Annotated in this window: 16 protein-coding genes; 9 read left to right on the top strand and 7 right to left on the bottom strand. The window is 62.0% G+C overall.

Features of this window, described 5'->3' with window-relative positions; genetic code table 11:
- Positions 1-36: 36 nt before the first annotated feature.
- Both INT40_RS02365 and INT40_RS02360 read left to right on the top strand, forming a co-directional pair.
- On the top strand, positions 37-4926 hold the full coding sequence (locus INT40_RS02365) for an NAD-glutamate dehydrogenase (protein WP_193095392.1): 4890 nt from the start codon (positions 37-39) through the stop codon (positions 4924-4926).
- 142 nt (positions 4927-5068) lie between these two features.
- Positions 5069-6583: a sensor histidine kinase gene (locus INT40_RS02360; RefSeq protein ID WP_193070737.1), complete on the top strand. Its 1515-nt coding sequence runs from the start codon at positions 5069-5071 to the stop codon at positions 6581-6583.
- A gap of 323 nt (positions 6584-6906) precedes the next feature.
- Here the strand turns inward: INT40_RS02360 and INT40_RS02355 are convergent, their stop codons facing one another.
- The gene (locus tag INT40_RS02355) at positions 6907-7155 is read right to left on the bottom strand and encodes a WhiB family transcriptional regulator (protein ID WP_193095391.1); all 249 of its coding nucleotides are present in this window, start codon (positions 7153-7155) and stop codon (positions 6907-6909) included.
- 370 nt (positions 7156-7525) lie between these two features.
- Here INT40_RS02355 and INT40_RS02350 point away from each other — a divergent pair, with 370 nt between their 5' ends.
- The 4 genes from INT40_RS02350 (at position 7526) to INT40_RS02335 (ending at position 11421) form a co-directional block, all read left to right on the top strand.
- Positions 7526-8080 (top strand): gamma carbonic anhydrase family protein, encoded by a 555-nt coding sequence (locus INT40_RS02350; protein ID WP_101569809.1) that lies wholly within the window; start codon positions 7526-7528, stop codon positions 8078-8080.
- A 145-nt stretch (positions 8081-8225) separates the two neighbouring features.
- Positions 8226-9644 carry an NAD(P)H-quinone dehydrogenase gene (locus INT40_RS02345; RefSeq protein WP_101569810.1) on the top strand — a complete coding sequence of 473 codons (1419 nt, stop codon included), beginning with the start codon at positions 8226-8228 and terminating at the stop codon, positions 9642-9644.
- Positions 9645-9763: 119 nt separating this feature from the next.
- A complete protein-coding gene (locus INT40_RS02340; RefSeq protein WP_101569811.1) occupies positions 9764-10105 on the top strand; it encodes a YciI family protein in 342 nt (113 codons plus the stop codon).
- On the top strand, positions 10105-11421 hold the full coding sequence (locus INT40_RS02335) for an RNA polymerase sigma factor (RefSeq protein WP_193070736.1): 1317 nt from the start codon (positions 10105-10107) through the stop codon (positions 11419-11421). The genes INT40_RS02340 and INT40_RS02335 overlap by 1 nt, the downstream gene beginning before the upstream one ends.
- On the opposite strand, the gene INT40_RS02330 is transcribed toward INT40_RS02335, so the two are convergent.
- The 3 genes from INT40_RS02330 to INT40_RS02320 form a co-directional block, all read right to left on the bottom strand.
- A complete protein-coding gene (locus INT40_RS02330; protein WP_193070735.1) occupies positions 11402-13210 on the bottom strand; it encodes an acetyl/propionyl/methylcrotonyl-CoA carboxylase subunit alpha in 1809 nt (602 codons plus the stop codon). The two genes, INT40_RS02335 and INT40_RS02330, sit on opposite strands and share 20 nt — an antisense overlap.
- A 123-nt stretch (positions 13211-13333) precedes the next feature.
- Positions 13334-14002: a Maf family protein gene (locus INT40_RS02325; RefSeq protein ID WP_193070734.1), complete on the bottom strand. Its 669-nt coding sequence runs from the start codon at positions 14000-14002 to the stop codon at positions 13334-13336.
- A complete protein-coding gene (locus INT40_RS02320; protein WP_319020827.1) occupies positions 13999-14979 on the bottom strand; it encodes an SGNH/GDSL hydrolase family protein in 981 nt (326 codons plus the stop codon). Before INT40_RS02320 ends, INT40_RS02325 begins: the two co-directional genes overlap by 4 nt.
- Before the next feature lie 65 nt (positions 14980-15044).
- On the opposite strand from INT40_RS02320, the gene INT40_RS02315 reads away from it, so the two are divergent.
- A complete protein-coding gene (locus tag INT40_RS02315; RefSeq protein WP_193095390.1) occupies positions 15045-16403 on the top strand; it encodes an AI-2E family transporter in 1359 nt (452 codons plus the stop codon).
- Between the two features lie 110 nt (positions 16404-16513).
- On the opposite strand, the gene greA is transcribed toward INT40_RS02315, so the two are convergent.
- Complete coding sequence (gene greA / locus INT40_RS02310; protein WP_101569816.1) at positions 16514-17008, bottom strand: transcription elongation factor GreA; 495 nt, start codon at positions 17006-17008, stop codon at positions 16514-16516.
- Positions 17009-17200: 192 nt separating this feature from the next.
- Entirely contained in the window at positions 17201-17626 is a 426-nt protein-coding gene (locus tag INT40_RS02305; RefSeq protein ID WP_226830644.1) for a DUF4307 domain-containing protein, read from the bottom strand.
- 124 nt (positions 17627-17750) lie between these two features.
- On the opposite strand from INT40_RS02305, the gene mca reads away from it, so the two are divergent.
- Together mca and INT40_RS02295 are read left to right on the top strand one after the other, a co-directional pair.
- Complete coding sequence (gene mca, locus INT40_RS02300) at positions 17751-18749, top strand: mycothiol conjugate amidase Mca (protein ID WP_193070732.1); 999 nt, start codon at positions 17751-17753, stop codon at positions 18747-18749.
- On the top strand, positions 18746-19114 hold the full coding sequence (locus INT40_RS02295; RefSeq protein ID WP_101569818.1) for a hypothetical protein: 369 nt from the start codon (positions 18746-18748) through the stop codon (positions 19112-19114). Before mca ends, INT40_RS02295 begins: the two co-directional genes overlap by 4 nt.
- A gap of 32 nt (positions 19115-19146) precedes the next feature.
- On the opposite strand, the gene trhA is transcribed toward INT40_RS02295, so the two are convergent.
- Positions 19147-19932: a PAQR family membrane homeostasis protein TrhA gene (gene trhA / locus INT40_RS02290; RefSeq protein ID WP_193070731.1), complete on the bottom strand. Its 786-nt coding sequence runs from the start codon at positions 19930-19932 to the stop codon at positions 19147-19149.
- Positions 19933-19995: the final 63 nt, after the last annotated feature.

Here is a 19995-nt window from a genome sequence, read left to right as displayed (position 1 = left end):
TCGCAGTAAATTTTGCGCGCTGATCATAGAGGTGACATGGTGTCTCAGGTCTCATATTCGGACATTGCAGAAGAGTGGAGGAAGCAGCGGGGACAAGGTGCCCCGGAGAATTTCCTCGAGGCGTACTATCCGCGTTTCGAGCCCGGCAATTCCGAAGCAGGAACAGAGGCACTGGCCGCGGCGGCCGCCTCGCACTACGCATTGGGACTTGAGTACGACGGAAGATCACCGGCGATCTCCATCTACAATCCCGACGTCGACTCTCCCGAGTTCCGTGATAACCATACGGTCATCGCGATGGTCTTGGCCGACATGCCCCACCTCGTCTCCTCGATCGTCAGCGATCTGGCGAACAGTCGCCGCGCCATCCGCCTTGTCCACCACCCGATCATCGCCGTCGAAGGACAGGGTTCCGACCTGTCCGTGATGTCTCGGGCTGAGGCCCCAGCGGTCTCCGCCGATACCGCCGGCATCCCCCTCATCTCCCAGCCCGCCGAGGCGAGCGGGTCCGATCTTCCACAGCAACAGTCCTGGATCCGGCTCGAGATCGACCGACTTCCCGAAGAGGACCTCGCCGAGCTCGAGGACCAGCTGCGCAGCGTCCTAGACTATGTTTCTGCCGCGGCCACCGACGCCAGCGCCATGGCGATCCGAGCCAAGGACATCGCGAAGGAACTGCAGGCACAGCCTCCGCGTCCGGAACTCGCCTCGGAAGCTGAGGCAGCCGCAGAGTTGCTCAACTGGCTTGACGGCCACTTCACCTTCCTCGGATACCGCGAGTACGACTACACTCACGATGAGAGCCAGAGCAGCCTCGAACCCATCGAACACACCTCATTGGGCATCTCCGCTCTGCGCCCGCTGGTGAAGTCCCCGCTGAGCCGGGCCGTGGCAGACAAAGCGTCGGAGACTCATGTGCTCGTGCTGACGAAGGCGAACTCACGTTCACGCGTCATCCGCAGATCTTTTATGGACTACATCGGTGTCAAGACCTTCGATTCGGCCGGTGAGATCGTCGGCGAGCGTCGCTTCGTCGGCGTATTCAAGCCCGAGTTCTACAACGACAGCGTGCTCAACATCCCGGTCATCGACCGTAAGGTGCGCAAGATCCTCTCCGCCAGCGGATTCCCCGCCGGTTCCCATTCGGCGAATGAACTCCTGGGCGTCCTCGAGACCTACCCACGTGATGACCTCCTGCACGATGAGACTGCGACGATCTTCGAGGTCGTCATGCAGATCGTCGACATGCAGGAGCGCCGCCAATCACGTGTCTTTGTCCGCCGTGACCCCTACCAGCGTTTCGTCTCCGTCATCCTCTACCTGCCCCGCGACCTCTATGACACGGCGGCTCGCATGCGGGTCCAGGAGGTCCTGCGGAAGTTCTACCAGGCTGAGAGCGTGGACTTCGATGTGCTGCTGACCGAATCCGCTTTGGCCCGCATTCACTTCGTAGCTCGCGTCGCTCGTGACGTCGAGCTGCCGCAGATCGATCCCGAGACAGTGCAGAAGCGTATCGTCGGAGCCGTGCGCTCGTGGTCCGAAGACGTCCACGCCTTCCTCGCTCCCACGGAACGCGGCGACAACGACAGCTCGGTCGCTCGCGCCAACCGCTGGTCGAAGGCATTCCCACCCAGCTACGAAGAGCATCACTCGCCAAGTGACGCCATCGCAGACGTGGCACGGTTCGAAGCACTGGAGGCCGGACACGGTCCAGCCGTGCGCCTCTACCGCCCGGAGGACTCCTCGGACGCTCCCGTGCGCCTGGCACTCTACCGCCAAGAACGTGTGGGCCTGTCTGAAGTGCTGCCGTTCCTCACCGCCTTCGGAGCAACAGTCCTCGACGAACGTCCTCATGAGCTGGACCTCCTCGACGGGTCGCACCGCTACATCTACGACTTCGGACTCACCTTCCCCGACGGTCTCGACGATGCCGACTGCGAACGGATCTCCGATGCCTTCATCGCCGGATGGGAGGGCAAGAAGGAAGCTGGAGTCTTCGACCGTCTCGTCGTCTGCGGGATGCACTGGAAGCACGTGACGATCATCCGCGCCTTGGGCAAGTACCTGCGCCAAGCCGGTTTCACCTACTCCGACGCTTACGTCGGCGAGGTCTACAGCGACAATCCGGAGATCTCACGACTGCTGGTGGACTACTTCTTCGCGAAGTTCGATCCCTCTGCTGACTCCGCCGGACGCGAAGACAGGATGAGCAAACTCAACGAGTCGGTCGAGGCAGCTCTCAGTGATGTCGCCAGCCTCGATGCGGACCGTGTCCTACGTTCGTCCCTCGAGCTGCTGCGCGCCACCCTGAGGACCAACTACTTCCTCGACGAGTCCGGCGAGCTGCCGACGGCACTTGTGCTCAAGATCCGTGCCAATGAGCTCAGCTTCGTTCCCAAGCCCAAACCGGCACTGGAGATGTGGGTGTACTCGCCTCAGGTCGAAGGCGTGCATCTGCGTTTCGGTACCGTGGCCCGTGGTGGCCTGCGGTGGTCCGATCGTCGTGACGACTTCCGCACCGAGGTTCTGGGTCTGGTCAAGGCTCAGATGGTCAAGAACGCGCTCATCGTCCCGACCGGGGCCAAGGGCGGATTCTTCCCCAAGCAGCTGCCTCCGATGAGCGACAGAGATGCGTGGATGGCCGCTGGTCAAGCCGCCTACGAAGTCTTCATCGAAAGCCTCCTCGAGATCGCTGACAACCTGGTCTACGGTGCCGACGGCACCCAGGAGGTCGTCCACCCGGACCGTGTTGTCCGCCACGACGGCGATGACTATTATCTCGTCGTCGCTGCAGACAAGGGCACCGCACGCTTCTCGGATGTGGCCAACGCCATCGCCGAAAGGCACGACTTCTGGCTCGGTGATGCCTTCGCCTCGGGTGGTTCTGTCGGCTATGACCACAAGAAGATGGCCATCACCTCCCGCGGTGCATGGAAGTCCGTGGAGCGACACTTCCGCGAACTCGGCGTCAACACCGCAGCCGATGACTTCACCGTTGTGGGCATCGGTGACATGAGCGGCGACGTCTTCGGCAACGGCATGCTGCGCAGCGAGCACATCCGGCTCGTGGCGGCCTTCGACCACCGGGATATCTTCCTCGATCCGAACCCGGATGCCGCACGCAGCTTCGTCGAACGTCAACGCCTCTTCGACCTGCCGCGATCAAGCTGGCAGGACTACGATCGGGAGCTCATCTCCACCGGCGGCGGAGTCTTCCCTCGATCGGCGAAGTCCGTGGATCTCAGCCCCGAAGCTGCAGCGGTCCTCGGCCTCGAACCCGGCAAACGCAGCCCCGCCGAGCTGATGTCACAGATCCTCAAGGCCCCGGTCGACCTCGTCTACAACGGCGGCATCGGCACCTACATCAAGTCCTCTGACGAGAGTCACGCCGATGTCGGTGACAAAGCCAATGACAGCATCCGCATCGATGGACGTGATGTGCGCAGCCGGGTCGTCGGAGAAGGCGGAAACCTCGGTGTGACTCAGCTGGGTCGCGTCGAAGCGGCACTGGGCGGCGTGGCCATCAACACCGACGCAGTCGACAACTCGGCAGGCGTGGACAGCTCCGACCATGAGGTCAACATCAAGCTGCTCCTGCGCACTCTGCTCCACAAGGGTGCCTTCGCCGCTGAGGATCGCGAACGAGTGCTGCTGTCCTTCACCGACGATGTCGCCGATCGAGTGCTGGCCAACAACTATGCCCAGAACGTCGTCCTCGGCGAGGCACGGGCACAGACCGAATCCATGTCGGGCACCTACGGCCGGATGCTCAACTACCTGGAGAAGAACGCCGACCTCGATCGCCAAGTTGAGTTCCTGCCGGATGCGCAGGAACTGACCAAGCGTGAGTTCAGCGCCTATGTCTCCCCGGAACTGGCAGTCCTGCTGGCGTACGCCAAGATGCACGCCGCCGATGAGATTCTGGGCAGCGTGGTTCCCGATGAGGAATGGATGAAGCGGGAGCTGACCTCCTACTTCCCCGACTCTCTCGTCGAGAAATACGGAGAGCTCATCCCGGAGCACCCCCTGCATCGGGAGATCGCAACGGCCAAGCTCGTCAACCGGATGATCGACCGAGGTGGACTCACCTACGTCTACCGGATGTTGGAAGAGACACCCGCCTCGGTGCCGCAGATCGCCCGTGTCTTCGTCGTCGTCTCCGAGATCTTCGGACTCGATGATTTCTTCGAAGCGGTGTGCGCACTCGATAACAAGGTGCCTACCGCAGTGCAGGTCCAGCTGCAGCACGCCTATGTGCGTCTGCTCGACCGGTCCTCTCGCTGGTTGGTCCAGCAGGCACCCGACACGCTCGACGTCGACTCTGGCATCGAGATGTATGGCAAGGTCGGCGCGGCACTGCGGGACAGGGTCCCCGACCTCGTCGACGGCTTCGATGCCGAAAGCATGCGGGCCACGGCTCAGGGGTACATCGACGAAGGCGTGCCGAGCGAACTCGCGTGGCGTGCGGCCGCCCTGCTCGACGAGTTCGTCCTCCTCGATGTCGCTCAATTGGCCAACCGGTCGAACGAATCCGCCGAGGACGTCGCTGAGGTGTACTACGCCGTCAACGACACGTTCTCCGGTTCACAGGTGCTCACTCTCATCGGAGGCCTCGACCGCAGCGATCGCTGGTCGGCACTGGCCCGCGGCTCCTTGCGCGATGACTTCTACTCGGCCATCCTCTCGGTGGCCGGAACAGTCCTCGCCGCAACGGACTCGCCGATCTCGGGAACTCCGGATGAGCGTGCCAAGCAGCGCCTGGCCGAGTGGCTCGAACGCAACGAGACCGTGGCTGCCCGCGTGCTCGACACGACCGAAACGATCCTCGGGCTCGATACCGTGACCCAGGCTCCGCTTTCTGTGCTGCTGCGCATGATGCGCGGCGTGGTCCGGTCCTCGGCATGGGAATCGGAGCACGGCGCCTGAGCCGATGATCCCAAGAGATCAGTGATAGCGTCAGTGCAAAGCTGACGTAGGCAGACTCGCCAGGCTGAGTGCCTGGCGAGTCTGCCGAGGTCTGGGCCACCATCATCGGCCTGCGCCGTTGCCCATCCGGAAGAAGAACACAGTGCTCAACGAACTCCTGGCCGCCGAAGGCATCACCGACGAGAATGACGTCGAACACATCCACCTGCTGGTGGGGGACTGGCAGCTCATCTCCGACCTGTCCTTCGCCGACCTCGTGCTGTGGGTGCCGTCGGCCAGCGGTGCCTATACAGTGGTCGCGCACTCGCGCCCGACCACCGGCGCGACTCTGTTCAACCGTGACCTCATCGGAGCTCGGGCCACCGGACTCGAGCGCGAACTCCTGGACGCGACCGTGGACTCCCGTGAGCTGGTGACGAAGGTGGCGCAGGCGAAATCGCTGGGCGTCAATGCCGGCACCGAGGACACGGACGTCTCTGCCGAGGCTGTGCCCCTTGTCCGTGGGGGAGAGACCATCGCCATCATGGTCCGGTACTCCGAAGAGATCCGTCGGCGCGGTTCTTCACGTCTTGAGAAGTTCTACCGCCAGTCTGCGATGTCGTTGCTGACAATGATCGCGCAGGGTGCTTTCCCCGACCGCGAGGCTCCCAGCGGTGCCCGGCATGGTGAACCACGCGTTGGCGACGGAATCTTCATCCTTGACCGCGATTCCCATGTCGAGTACGCGTCACCGAACGCAGTCTCGCTCATGCACCGTCTTGGGCACCGGGGCGAGATCGAAGGGGACTACCTCGCCGAGGTGGTCTCAAGTCTGAGCACGGAGCTGCGTCAGGTCGATGAGACTCTGCCGCTCGTACTCACCGGCCGTGCCCCGTGGCGGACCGAGCTCGAAGTCGGCCGCACGAGTGTGTCGCTGCGGGCGATTCCGCTGACCGATGACGGTACGCGGACCGGCGCGATCGTCCTGGCCAGGGATGTTTCAGAGATCAGACGACGCAAGCGTGAACTGCTCTCCCGCGATGCGATGATCAAAGAGATGCACCACCGGGTCAAGAACAACCTGCAGACCGTTTCAGCACTGCTCCGCCTGCAGACACGTCGGATCGACAGCCCCGAGGCGAAGAGCGCTCTGACGGAGGCGATGCGCCGAGTCTCCATCATCGCCGTCGTCCATGATGTGCTCAGCCAGGGCGTCGAGTCGGAGGTCGATTTCGATGAGGTCGTCGACAAGGGGCTGCGTCTGACTCCCGAACTGACGAGCCCGCTGGTGCAGATCAGCCTCAAACGCTGCGGCAGCTTCGGCACGATCTCTTCGGCTGATGCCACCTCGATGGCCTTGGCGATCACCGAACTCATCACCAATGCGATCGAACACGGGTTCCCCGTTTCGGAGCAGGAGAATCTCGCCCCGGGTGAGACCCTCACCGGTCATGTGTGGGTGACTCCGGAACGCGATGGCGATCACCTGCATGTGACGATCGCCGATGACGGCGTAGGACTGGGAGAGAACCACAGTCCGGGCAACGGGTTGGGCACGCAGATCGTGAAGACCCTGGTGTCGGCAGACTTGGCGGGTTCGATCGAATGGAAGGAACGCGAGGGCGGCGGAACTATGGCCCTTCTCGACGTGCCGCTGCGCCCCGACTCCTACGACTGATGGTGCGCCGACGCTCTGAATCGCGTATCGCCTACGGGTGCTCGTAAATCAGCTTGTTGCAGACCGCCGATTCGGCACTGATGGTGCGGGGTGAGTCGGCGACAAGCTGATTTGTCACCGCGGGGGTGAATAGGACCCTGCGGCATGAATTGCAAATTGCGCTATAAGAACGTCTCGTGTTCGAAGCTCGCGGGGAATGCGCCGTGGCCTGAAGCGCTCGGATATGTGCGTACACGATTGAGTCCCTTTTTCGGAATGCGAAGATCTCGTATTCCGAAAAAGGGACTCAAATTGCGACCGACAGTCGCTAGCCGCTGAAAGACTCAGCCGGCGCGACGGGCACGTGCGGCGCGACGTTTGAGCGCACGGCGCTCATCCTCGCTGAGTCCGCCCCAGACTCCAGCATCCTGTCCGGATTCCAGAGCCCACTGCAGGCAGGACTCGACTACTTCACAGCGGCGGCATACAGTCTTGGCCTCTTCGATCTGAAGCAGGGCGGGGCCGGTGTTTCCGATCGGGAAGAACAGTTCCGGATCCTCGTTGAGGCATGCTGCACGATGTCGCCAATCCATGGTGACCTTTCGACGAATTAAGTGAACGCGGTGTACGACACCCAATTCCAGGCGCGCAACTCTCTTACCCAAGGTTCACATAACCGTTTTGGGCACACAAGGGTAATGCAGTGTGAAATTTCTGACAAATATTTTTCTCATTGTCCTGCTATGGGGGCCTTGACGCAAATTCGTCCACTATGCGTCCCCTTGCAGCACTAGGGAACGGCGGCATCATGATGCCACCGCTTCTCTGAAGTCGTGCAATTTCACGGCTAGACTGGCGATGAAACGACTGGTCACCTCGGCGGCGGTCCGAAGTTGCCGCGGTGTCAGTCGACACCGAGAATCGAATCGCACTGTGAAGCAACCGTGAACCAATGGAGGACTCATGACAACAGACAATCTGACCCATGCCCGCATCATCTCGGTCGGTGGGCACACCCCGCAGGTCGATCCGGGTGCGTTCATCGCCGCCGGTGCCACGCTGGTCGGCGATGTGAGGGTGAAGAAGGGTGCCAGCGTCTTCTACGGCTGCGTGCTCCGCGCAGAGGCCGCCCCGATCACCATCGGCGAGGACTCGAACGTGCAGGACAACACGGTCATGCACACGGATGAAGGCAAGCCCGTGGTGATCGGTGCACGAGTCTCCATCGGACATCAGGCTCTTGTCCATGGGGCTGTGGTCGACGATGACGTCCTCATCGGCATGCACGCCACCGTCCTCAACGATGCCCATGTGGGTTCCGAATCGCTCGTTGCCGCAGGGGCGATCGTCCTCGAAGGCACCGATATTCCGCCACGGTCGCTCGTGGCAGGAGTCCCGGCGAAGGTGCGCAGAGAGATGACAGATGACGGTGTTGAGAAGGTGCGCCAGAACGCGCAGTCTTATCTGCGCCTGTCCGCACTCCACCGTGATACAGCTGAAGTCGTCGACGGACTCTGAGCCACTCCGGGTTCTGCATCGCCTTGAAGTCTGAGATGCTTCGGTCTCAGATGCATTCGATGGCCCCTGCGAACCAGCGCATCGGTGGTTGTCGGAACCGAAGCGTCCATTCGCCCTCTCGTCCGCTATTTGAGAGGATTGCTCTGTGAACACTGAATTTGAATCCACTGCAGATCGAGTCGTCATCATTGGTGGTGGCCCAGGCGGATACGAAGCCGCACTGGTTGCCGCCCAGCTGGGTGCGGACGTGATGCTCATCGAGCGCAACCGTTGTGGTGGGGCCGCCGTCCTCACAGACGTTGTACCGTCCAAGTCGCTCATCGCCACGGCCGAGATGATGGAAGAGATCGGCCGCTCGGACAGCCTGGGCATCCGCATCTACGACAGTGAGGGCGACGATGGCGATACGGTCATCGCCGACCTCAAGGCAGTCAACAAGCGCATCCTGTCCCTGGCCGACGCTCAGGCCAACGACATCTACGAAGGTCTCACCCGCGCCGGTGTGAAGGTGATCCAAGGAACCGCGACACTGGCCGACCGTGACCATGTCGATGTCGTCGAAGAAGGCGGCACGGAGTACACGCTCGAAGCGTCGACTATCCTGCTGTCTGTGGGCTCCCACCCTCGTGAGCTCGACTCCGCCAAGCCGGATGGAGAGCGAATCCTCACCTGGACTCAGCTCTACGGGCTCGATGAGCTGCCCGAGCACCTCATCGTCGTCGGTTCCGGTGTCACCGGTGCGGAGTTCGCATCTGCCTACCGTGCACTGGGAACGAAGGTCACTCTCGTCTCCTCCCGTGAGAAGGTTCTGCCCGGTCAGGACGAGGACGCAGCCGACGTGTTGGAGTTCGTGTTCCGCAATAAGGGCATGAACGTCCTCTCCCGCTCACGTGCCGACTCGGTCACGCGGACCGAAGACGGAGTCGAGGTGGTTCTGTCCGATGGACGTCGAGTCGAAGGCTCACACTGTCTGATGGCGGTCGGTTCCATCCCCAACACCGATGATTTGGGGCTGAAGACCGCGAAGATCAAGGTCAGCGACTCCGGTCATATCAAGGTCGACGGAGTTTCGCGCACCTCCCGCGCAGGCGTATACGCTGCCGGTGACTGCACCGGAGTGCTGCCCCTGGCCTCCGTGGCGGCAATGCAGGGTCGGATTGCGATGTTCCATGCGCTCGGCGATGCCGTGCAGCCACTGAAGATTCGTCACGTGGCATCAAACGTGTTCACAGCCCCTGAGATTGCGACCGTCGGCTTCACCCAGTCCGACTATCGCGAGAACTCGACTGACATCGATACGGCGATGCTGCCACTGGACACGAACCCTCGCGCCAAGATGCTGGGCATCAAGGACGGATTCGTCAAGCTCTTCGCCCGCCGAGGTTCGGGTTCGATTCTGGGCGGTGTCGTCGTTGGTCCCCGTGCCAGTGAGCTCATCCTGCCCATCACCATGGCCGTGGAGAACCGCCTGACAGTCGATCAGCTCTCCGCATCGTTTGCCGTGTACCCGTCGGTGAGCGGATCCCTGACCGAGGCTTCACGGCAGCTGCACCGCCATCTGTAGGAGAATTCTTTCTCTGAAGTGTCGATATCGAGGTCCTTCACCCGTCAGTATGGTGTTAGGCACCTTCGCCTGACGTGCTCAGCTCAAGGCTGGCGCACATTTGACGCAAGGAGAGAGACATGAAGTACGTACTTCTGCTCATGGGAAATGCTGGCGACGCCGAATGCGGTGCTGATGAGGGACCTGATCCCAGTGAGTTCATGGCCTTCGACGAGGAGATCAACGCCGCAGGCATCGTCGTCGGCGGATTTGCCCTCGAAGGTCCCGAGACCGGTGTGCGGGTCAGTACCCGGGCCACTGAAACAATCGTCACGTCGGGGCCTTTCGCCGAAGGCGGGGAATTCGTCGGCGGAAGCTACGTTATCGAAGTCGCCGACATCGACGAGGCGATCGCATGGGCTAAGAAGAGTCCGGGCTCCACGCTCGGTCACATCGAGATACGGCCTCTTGCCGATTACTGATGGTCTCCGCAGGCACAGCCGAGCAGCTGGCAGTCGCCCAGATCCTTCGCACCATCGATGCCGAGGATCGTGGGCGACTGCTTGCAGCTCTGGCAACACAGTTTCGTGATCTCGACCTAGCCGAGGACGTCCTCCAAGAGGCCATGGTGCGCGCATTGGAAACGTGGGCCAGCCGGGGCGTGCCGCAGAATCCGCGGGCATGGCTGCTCACGGTCGCGAAGAATCGAGCACTCGACATCATACGCTCTGACGCGGTGAAGGCACGCCGACTTGCGAGTGTTCCAATCGAACACCAGGATACCGGTGGTGATCACCTGGACCATGCAGTCCGCCTCGGCGACGAATTGAGTTCTGTGAACATTCCCGACGAACGACTTGGCCTGTTCTTCACCTGCTCACACTCGACGTTGAAGGAACGGGAGAAGATTGCTCTGATCATGCGCTTCCTCGCGGGTCTGAGCACAGTCGAGGTTGCGGCAGCGTTCCTCGTGGATACAAGGACGATGCAGCAGCGGATCGTCAGAGCCAAGAAGCGTATCACCACGACGGGCATTCCCTTCGGCAGACCCAGCACGGAACAATTGCGCGAGCGCCTTCCCGGTGTGCTGCGCGTCGTCTACCTCATCTTCACTCAGGGGTACACACCAACGACCGGCAGCGCACACAGTCGAACCGATCTGCAGGAGGAAGCGATAGCACTGGCACGACTGCTGGTGACGCTGGTGCCGCACGAGACCGAGGCCAGAGGCCTGCTCTCACTGCTGTTGCTCACGGCGTCCCGAGCGCAGGCACGAACTGACTCAGCCGGTGTGCCGGTTCCCCTGGCAGAGCAAGATCGCAGATCGTGGGATTCGCAGCTCATTGCCGAAGGGCTGAGCTTGGCGCTGACGGCCGCAGGAGAGACTGAAGCCGGCCCCTACACAGTGCAGGCAACGATCGCGGCGCTTCACGCCGAAGCCGCCACCTATTCGGAGACCGACTGGGAACAGATACTCGTTCTCTACGGCATTCTCTCAAGACTGGAGCCTGGGCCTGTTGTGTCGCTGAACCGAGCCGTGGCCATGGGGAAAGCAAAGGGGCCAGAGGCCGGACTCAACGCACTCGAGGAACTGGCCGCGCATCCAGGGTTGGAAGACTATCGCCCCTTCCATATTGCGCATGCCCTCACACTCAATGAATTGGGGATGCCCGAACAGGCAGAGAGAGCCTTCAGGAAGGCACTGGGCTGTCTGGGAAATGACGCCGAATCAGACTACATCGAGACTCAGATCAGGGATCTGCTGTCCGGAAAAGATCTCAGGCGGCGAAGCGGATGATCGGCTCGCCCGACCTCACTGCGACACCGGAGTCGACAAGCACCTCGGAGACGGTTCCGGAATGACCGGCCTTGAGTGGCTGCTCCATCTTCATCGCCTCGATCACGGCCAGAGTGTCGCCGGCCTCGACCGTGTCACCGGCAGCGACAGCCACCGACACGATCGTTCCCTGCATGGGGGCGTTGAGCGAGTTCGAATCGTCGGCCAGCTGAGCTCCCTTGCGGCTGAGGCTGCGCTTGCGGCGCGGCACAGTGGGGCTGGGGACATGCCCGAGGTCCGAGATGACGTCCTTGGGGACCGAAACGGTCATCCGACGGCCATCGACCTCGACCACAACACTGAAACTATCGGTTGCTGTGCTCATCTGATCTCCTGTTTGCGGGTCGGCGAGTGGATTCACGAACGTGGTTTCGAGCCAATTCGTCCAGACCTCGAAGTCCTGAGCGAAGGCCTTCTCTGAGACGAGAACACGGTGGAGGGGCAGCAGAGTCGATACGCCCTCGATGCGGTATTCGTCCAAGGCGCGTCGGGCCCGCGCCAGCGCCTGGTTCCTGTCGGTTCCGGTGATGATGAGTTTGGCCAGCATCGGGTCGAAGTCCGTGCCGACGACGCTGCCTTCGCCGATGCCGGAGTCCAGGCGCACGCCCGGCCCGGCTGGAGCCCGGTGGTTCTTCACTGTTCCTGTGGCAGGGAAATACGTTGTGGGGTCTTCGGCGTTGATCCGGAACTGGATTGAGTGACCACGGACCTGTGGGAATACCTCCGGCAGGTGTTCTCCCGAGGCGATGCGCAGCTGCCACCCGACGAGGTCGACTCCTGTGACCTCTTCTGTCACGGTGTGCTCTACCTGGATGCGCGCATTGGCTTCCATGAAGATAATGGTGCCGTCTGCACCCAATAGGAACTCGCATGTGGCAGCGCCTACATAGCCGACATGGGCGAGGACTCGGATGGAGGCTTCGGTGACGAGGCGTTCCTGGTCGGAGCTGAGGAACGGCGCTGGCGCTTCCTCGACGATCTTCTGGTTCCGGCGCTGCAGAGTGCAGTCGCGGGTCGACAGCACATGCACGTTGCCATGGGCGTCGGCAAGGCACTGCGTCTCGATATGGCGCGGGCGCACGATCTGCTTCTCGATGAGACATTCGCCGCGTCCGAAGGCGCTGAGCGCTTCACGGGTGGCCGCGGTGTAGGCGGTCTCGAGATCCTCGGCTGCAGCACAGGCGCGAAAGCCGCGCCCGCCGCCGCCGTGCACGGCCTTGATGACGACGGGATAGCCGATCCGCTGGGCCACCTCGGCGGCCTCTGCGAGATCCGCGACGGCACCGTCGGAGCCGGGAGCTACCGGAGCGGAAACCGCCTCGGCGACTTCGCGAGCTCCGGACTTGTCGCCCAGGAGCTCGATCGCCGACGGGGGAGGACCGATCCAGGTCAGGCCGGCATCGATCACGGCCTGGGCGAACAGTGCATTCTCCGCCAGATAGCCGTAGCCAGGGTGGATCGCATCGGCGCCTGAGCGCTTGGCCAGGGCGAGGATCTTGTCGATGTCGAGGTAAGTCTCCCCGGGGCCGGATCCGTCGAGGAGCCAGGCATCGTCGGCCAGGTGCACGAAATCGGCGTCCGAGTCCGCGCGGGTGTAGACGGCGATGGCTTTGACACCGAGGTCGCGTGCCGCCCGGATGATGCGCAGTGCAATCTCACCGCGGTTGGCGATGAGGACGCGACGCACAGCAGCTGTGGGGACGCGAGTGTGCAACGGTGCAGGCGACTGTTCGGGGAGAACTGTGGTCATGGCGCTCCTTTGTATGATCACAGAACAATTTAGAGATCGGCACCAAGCGTTTGTAGGTCAGAGATAAAAACATAGGCCGAAAACTTCAATGGCTTCGGGCGTGTTCGACCGCTGTCAGCGATTCTACTCGCGTAGGGACCACAGATCGGGCCAGAACAGGCCCGCGTCGCGGACCAATTCACGGACCACGGGAAGACTGAGACCGAGGACTGTGAGATGGTCACCTGCAAGCCGTTGGACGAATGCACCGCCGTACCCGTCGATGGTCAGTGCACCGGCCACGTGGAAGGGCTCCTCGGTCGCGATGTAGGCCTCGAGCTCATCGGGTGTGGGTTCGCCGATGAGCACCGAGGTCGTCGATCGCTGCGACCGGATGTCGACGAGTTCGAAGTTCGCTGTCGCCGGGTCCGCGCGTTTGAGTACGGCCAGCGTGTGCCCCGAGTGCAGAGCGGTCCACTCTCCTGCAATGTCTGCCCACACCTGGCGTGTGCGCTCAGCCGTTCCGGGTTTCCCGATCGCCTGTCCTTCATATTCGAGCAGCGAGTCCCCGGCGATGATCACCGCGGTGTCCGCTGAATCCAGCTGTGCAGGGGGAGAGGCGAGCACACGGTCGATGACGGCACGGGCTTTCGCCTGGGACAGTGCAGTGGTGAGATCGGCAATGCTGCCTTCGAAGGTGGCCTCGATTGCGGGCTCGTCGACCTCGGAGACGATGATGATCGGGTCGATTCCCGATGCGGTGAGAACCTGCCGACGGGCCGGGGACTGTGAGGCGAGGACGACGGGGATCATGAGAAGGCCTCGGTCCCGAGCACAGGATCGACGCCTTGCTCAGGTTCCGGCTGGGGCTGTGTCTTTGTTTCTGTCTGTGCCTCTGCCTGTGGTTGAGGAGCGGGCCTGCGCGCGGCCTCGCCCTTTTCCGGGATATCGAGGCTGCGGTCGACTTCGATGGGAGCCTCGATCCGATCGGCAATCGCGGCTAGGACGGTCGAGGACAACTGGGCATAGCCCAGGGTGCTGGGAAAACGCCCGGACTCATTGAGCAGCGATTTGCGTGTGGTCCCACTCAGAGAACCTGTGGCCCGCAGCGGAGTGGCGCGAGCGGCCAGTGCGGCCAGCCACTGCGAACCGGCGAGCACGCGCGAGGTTCGGCGCAGCGAAGTCTTGAGCGGGTCACGCAGCCCCGGAAGGCCGCCGAGGTTGGGGCAGACCAAGACGAACACCGTGTACCTGCCCTCGCGCTGGAGTCGATTGATCGCTTGGGTGAGGACGGGGATGCCGATGGTGCCGTGAATCGGGTGGATGATGTCGCCTGTGCCGATGGAGATGATCGCGAATCGACGCTGCTCGGTCCAGGAATCGGAGAGCTGACGCGAGAGCCAAGCGGAGCGCAGGATCTCATCGACTTGGCGGGGCAGATCTTCGGACAGGGCTGAGGGGAGCGCAGTGGACTGGACCCGAACGGTGGTGCCGAGGATGCGGCCAAGGCCACGAGCGATGAGATTCGGGGGAGCCGTCAGGGGGTCGTCGACGTCAATTCCGCAGAGCCAGGAATCGCCGATGATCGCCAGCGCAGCGGAATCCTCATCATCGTAATTGCGTGGTGGAGCGACAGCCTCGGCGACGGTGGAATACGTGCGCTGTGCGTCGTCGTCGAACGCCTTGCGGAGTGCGCCAGCCTGGTGGCGGAGGAGACCAACGGCCGACGCGCCGACACCTACAGCGGTCCCCGTCATGGTGGCCAAGGTGTACAACATGCGTTTTCCCACGAATTTCCCTCCTTTAACCGTCATCATTGCACTTCCCAGAGCCTGTCAACAACTATTGTTGAGTTATGTCTGACAATGAGAAGAAGCAATCCTCGAACCGGTTCCGTGGGGCCTGGGACGCGTTCCGCAAAGGCCGAAACGATGGCCGATCCACACCTTCTGAACCCGCCTCTCGTGTGCAGGACGTCAGCGCCGAGGAGATCGCGCACAGCCGTATCGAAGCCGAAGCTGTTCCCTATGTGGCACCGGGCCTCAAGCTCGCAGCCGCATGGTCGTGGCGGTCGCTTGTCGTGCTCGTTGCCATCGGCGTTGCGTTCTGGCTGTTGGCGAAGATCTCGAGCGTCGTTCTGCCGGTCCTCATCGCCCTCCTGCTCACGGCCCTCTTGGCGCCGTTCACCACCTGGATGGTGAAGAAGGGGCTGCCTCGAGTCGCCGCCGCTCTCATCGCGTTCCTCGGTTTCATCATCGTCGTCTCGGGGCTCTTCACCTTGGTCGGCCAGCAGATCTACTCCGGAATGCCGGACCTCGTCGACCAGGTCATCACCGGGTTCGCCGGAATCAGCGACTGGCTGTCCACCAGACCATTCGGTCTGGACGCGTCGACGATCACCCGTTATATCAACGATTCACTCGATGCGGCCACGAACTTCTTCCAGAACAACAGTTCCCAGCTGCTCGGCGGCGCCCTGCAGGCGACGTCGTCGGTCGGCACCTTCCTCACGGGTGCCGCCGTGTGCCTGTTCGCCACCTTCTTCTTCCTCTACGACGGAGAGAAGATCTTCCGCTGGGCGATGCGCCTGCTGCCTCTGCCGGCTCAGCCCATTGCCACCGGAGCTTCGGAGCGTGGCTGGACCACCCTCGTCCAGTACGTGCGTGTGCAGGTCCTCGTGGCCGGCGTCGACGCCATCGGCATCGGCATCGGTGCGGCGTTCCTCGGAATTCCGCTGGTCATTCCGATGACAGTGCTGGTGTTCCTGGCTTCGTTCGTCCCAGTCGTCGGTGCGATTGCCTCCGGTGTTGTGGCGGTGCTTGTCGCGCTGGTCTCAAGCGGGCCGGTCAGTGCCGTCATCATGCTGGCCGTGGTCATCGCAGTGCAGCAGATCGAGAGTCAGGTCCTGCAGCCGTTCCTCATGGGCAAGGCCGTGTCCGTTCACCCCTTGGCAGTCATACTCGCGGTGACCGGCGGTGGTTTCCTGTTCGGCATCGTCGGAGCACTGTTCGCTGTTCCCATGGTCGCCGTCCTCAACACAGTCGTGACCTACATCGTCCGAGCCAAGAATCCGAACAATCCCTCCGACGGTGAAGACGACGAGGCGACGGTCGTGCTGGAGCGGGCGAAGAACAAACTCGACACCGCCGTCCGCGAGGCTGCGGTGGAGACATCTGAGGGTGAATCGCCGAAAGGCAATGACGAGACCGAGTGATCCGGACTGTGCGGCTTGAGCCGCACGATGAATAGAGAAGTGGGCGGGTGATCATCACCCGCCCACTGCTCTATGTTGCTTTATGGCTGTCCCCGAATGGGGAGTTTCGATCAGCCGGAGAAAGGTTCGATGCTCTTGACCTCGACCTTGATCTCCTTGCCGTTAGGCGCTTCGTAACTGGTCTTTCCGCCGACGGTGATACCGAGTACAGCGGCGCCCAGTGGGGACTTCTCCGAAAACACGTCGATATCCGAATCGCCGGCGATCTCACGGCTGCCCAGCAGGAACCGCATGTCGTTTCCGGCCACCTTCGCGGTGACGACGGAACCGGGGGACACGGTCTTCCCATCGCTGCTGCTGGATCCGACCTTCGCAGACTGCAGGAGCACCTCGAGCTGGCGAATGCGTGCCTCTTGTTTGCCCTGCTCCTCGCGCGCCGCGTGGTAGCCGCCGTTCTCCTTCAAGTCACCCTCGTCGCGGGCGGCTTCGATCTTCTCAGCAATCTCTGCACGTCCCGGTCCGGAGAGGTGTTCAAGTTCCTGCGACAGGCGGTCGAAGGCTTCCTGAGTCAACCATGTTTCTTCCTGGGTGACATCCTCGGTCATGGGTTCTCCTTCTTCGGTTCGGTGCGCTGTCAGGCGCGTCAGGCAACGAAAAACCGGGCGTTGGGTACGCCCGGATGTTGAATGAAACTACAGTCTAACGCATCTGCACGCGAAAACGATGATCTCCGTCACGCGCACCTACACCTGTTGTGGACGGTGCGGCCGGGCCGGAGGTGCGGAGTCCGGGCTTCGTTATTCGAACCAGCAGGAGTCGGCGTGGCCAGAGGAAGCGAGCTGCGTCGTGGCCAGATCGATGTCCATCTGCCGGGGCGAATTCGGATCGGCGGCGGGATCTGCGGGGAGAATGATCTCGGTGAAGCCGACAATGGCCTCGTACTCGTTCGTGGCCTGCACGATACAGTGCACATCCCGATCCTGATCAGGAAATATTGCCACTGTGACCTGTGTTGAAGAAGAGTCGACAACTGAATAGTTCAATGTCTTGGGAGTCGTGGGGTTGGTCTGTGGACGAAAGGCCACAAACGCAATCGCGATGATCAGGGCAGAGACGATGACGACGGCGATGATCTTGGCAGCTTTTCCGAGATGCCGTTTGGGCTCGCGGACACGGCCGTATCGATCATCATGCAGTGGTTTTTCCACTGTTACCTCAGTCATTGAATTCCTCATCTACGAACATTGCGCACTAACCTAGAGTAGTCGATCCGTCTCCTGCGATCATTTCAGCCATTGCGCAGGAAACGGAACGTCACCAGGCTGAATCGAAAGGGACACACCAAACATGACTTCGCTTCCTTACCATGGACTGCGTCTGCTGACGGTTCATGCTCATCCTGACGACGAATCCTCGAAGGGCGCGGCGACGAGCGCGAAGTACGCCTCGCTCGGAGCCAGGGTCCTCATCGCCAGCATGACCGGTGGTGAAGCCGGAGACATCCTCAATCCCGCCTTGCTGCAGAGCCCGAAGGCCAGCCGCGACATTGCCGGCCTTCGTCGCGAAGAGATGGCCACGGCCGCAGCGGCTCTGGGTGCCGAACATGTATGGGTCGGACACGTCGACTCGGGTCTGCCCGATGGTGATTTCGACAATCAGACACCTCCCGGATGCTTCTATCGTGTTCCCGACGAAGTGGCCATGCTGCCGCTGGTGCACATCATCCGCAGCTTCCGCCCACAGGTTGTGACGACCTACGACGAACTGGGCGGATACCCTCACCCGGATCACATCAAGAACCACGCCGTGACGATGGCGGCAGTAGCGGCCGCAGCAGACCCTGAGAAGAACCCGGAACTCGGCGAGCCCTGGCAGGTTGAGAAGGTCTACTACAACCAGGATCTGTCCGCGAAGAAGTGGGTCACCATCCACGAGAAGATGACCGAGGCGGGTCTCGAGTCTCCTTTCGCCGACCACATCGAGGACTTCAAGAAACGCGATGCCCAGCGGGTCAACTGGTTGAGCACGACGATCGACTGTGCAGAGTTCTTCCCGTCCCGTGACCGGGCTCTGCTGTCCCACGCCACACAGATCGACCCTGAGGGCGGGTTCTTCTCCGCCTCACGCAAAGCCGCGCGGACGTATTGGCCGACCGAAGAGTTCGAACTGGCCATCGACAATACCGGTCGGACGCGTCTGACCCCCGGCGTTGATTTTCAAGAGACCGATCTCTTCGCCTCGGTGACCATGGATGATGGCCGCAAGGTACCGGCAGAGGGCATGCTGCCTGCATCGCCAGATCAGTACGAAGACGATTATGACGAAGCGACAGGTGAGAGCGCATGATTCTGGCAGCAACGCAGGGCGCGACCCCCAGCAGCGGCCCGGACCCCGATCTGGTCACCCCCGGCACGATCGGCTTCGTGTCGACGTTGGTGATCGTCATCGTCGTGATCTTCCTCATTCGTGATGCGCTCAAACGAGTGCGGCGAGTGCGCGCACGAGCCCATGCCGATGACGCGTATCCGATCCCGATGCGCAAGCATGCTGTGCCCAACCAGTCAAAGCTCTCCGGAGAGTCTGCACCGGCTGCAGAAGATGAGACGGCGGTCGAGGACGAGGACCGGAAATCAGAGCAGAACGACCTTGAGCCGAGCGACCCTGAGTCGAGTGACTCAGAGCAGAGTGATCCTGCCCGGTCGCAGGACTGACCGGCAGACGCTCAGTAAGCGGCCATCGCTGATCAGTAAGCTGCCACCGCTGCGACGAGAAGCGCCGCGAGATGGCAGCCGTAGCCGGCGATCGTGAGAATGTGGAAGATCTCGTGGAAGCCCAGCCACTTCGGTGAGGGGTTGGGCTTCTTGATCCCATAGATCACGGCACCGACGATATAGCAGACGCCACCCGCTACGACGAGGATGCCCACCGCAGGGTTGCTCACCCACATCTGTGGAATGTAGCCGACTCCGGCGACACCGAAGCCCACATAGATGGGTACGAAGAGCCACCTCGGCGCGGTTGTGAAGATGGTCCGGAAGGCAACTCCCAGGATCGCTGCGCCCCAGAGGACGGACAGCAGCAGGATAGTCTGGTCTGTCCGCAGCATCAGCACCGCCAGAGGCGTGTAGGTGCCGGCGGTGATGAGGAAGATGTTCGCGTGGTCGAGTCGACGGAGGATCAGCCGGGCTCGAGTCCGCCATCGTCCCCGGTGGTAGACGGCAGAGGTCCCGAAGAGCAGCATCCCGGTGATGGCGAAGATGGAAGCCGCGATCCGAGACTCGATGGTTGGGGAGATGATGACCAGAGCCAAGCCGCCGAACATCGCCAGGGGAAACGCTCCTGCGTGGAACCAGCCGCGCAGTTTGGGTTTGACCTGACCAGCCAGTTTGTCCAACTCACGCCGCAGGGCGGAGCGTCTGCGGGCTATGTGCACAGGGTAGCCTGAGCGCGACTCCTCCGAGGGTGTGGAGTCGACTGACCTCTGACCTTCGGAGCCGGCCGAGGATGGTTCAGTGACTGGATCATTCATGACTCCAGGATATCGACCTCAGCTGTGGGATCGTTCAACGGTACCCACAGGTAACCGCTGAGA

Origin of the sequence: Brevibacterium sp. FME17 (assembly GCF_014897515.1) — a bacterium.
Lineage (GTDB): Bacteria > Actinomycetota > Actinomycetes > Actinomycetales > Brevibacteriaceae > Brevibacterium.
Note: the sequence above shows the minus strand (reverse complement) of the source record. Positions and strands in the feature narration are given on the sequence as shown.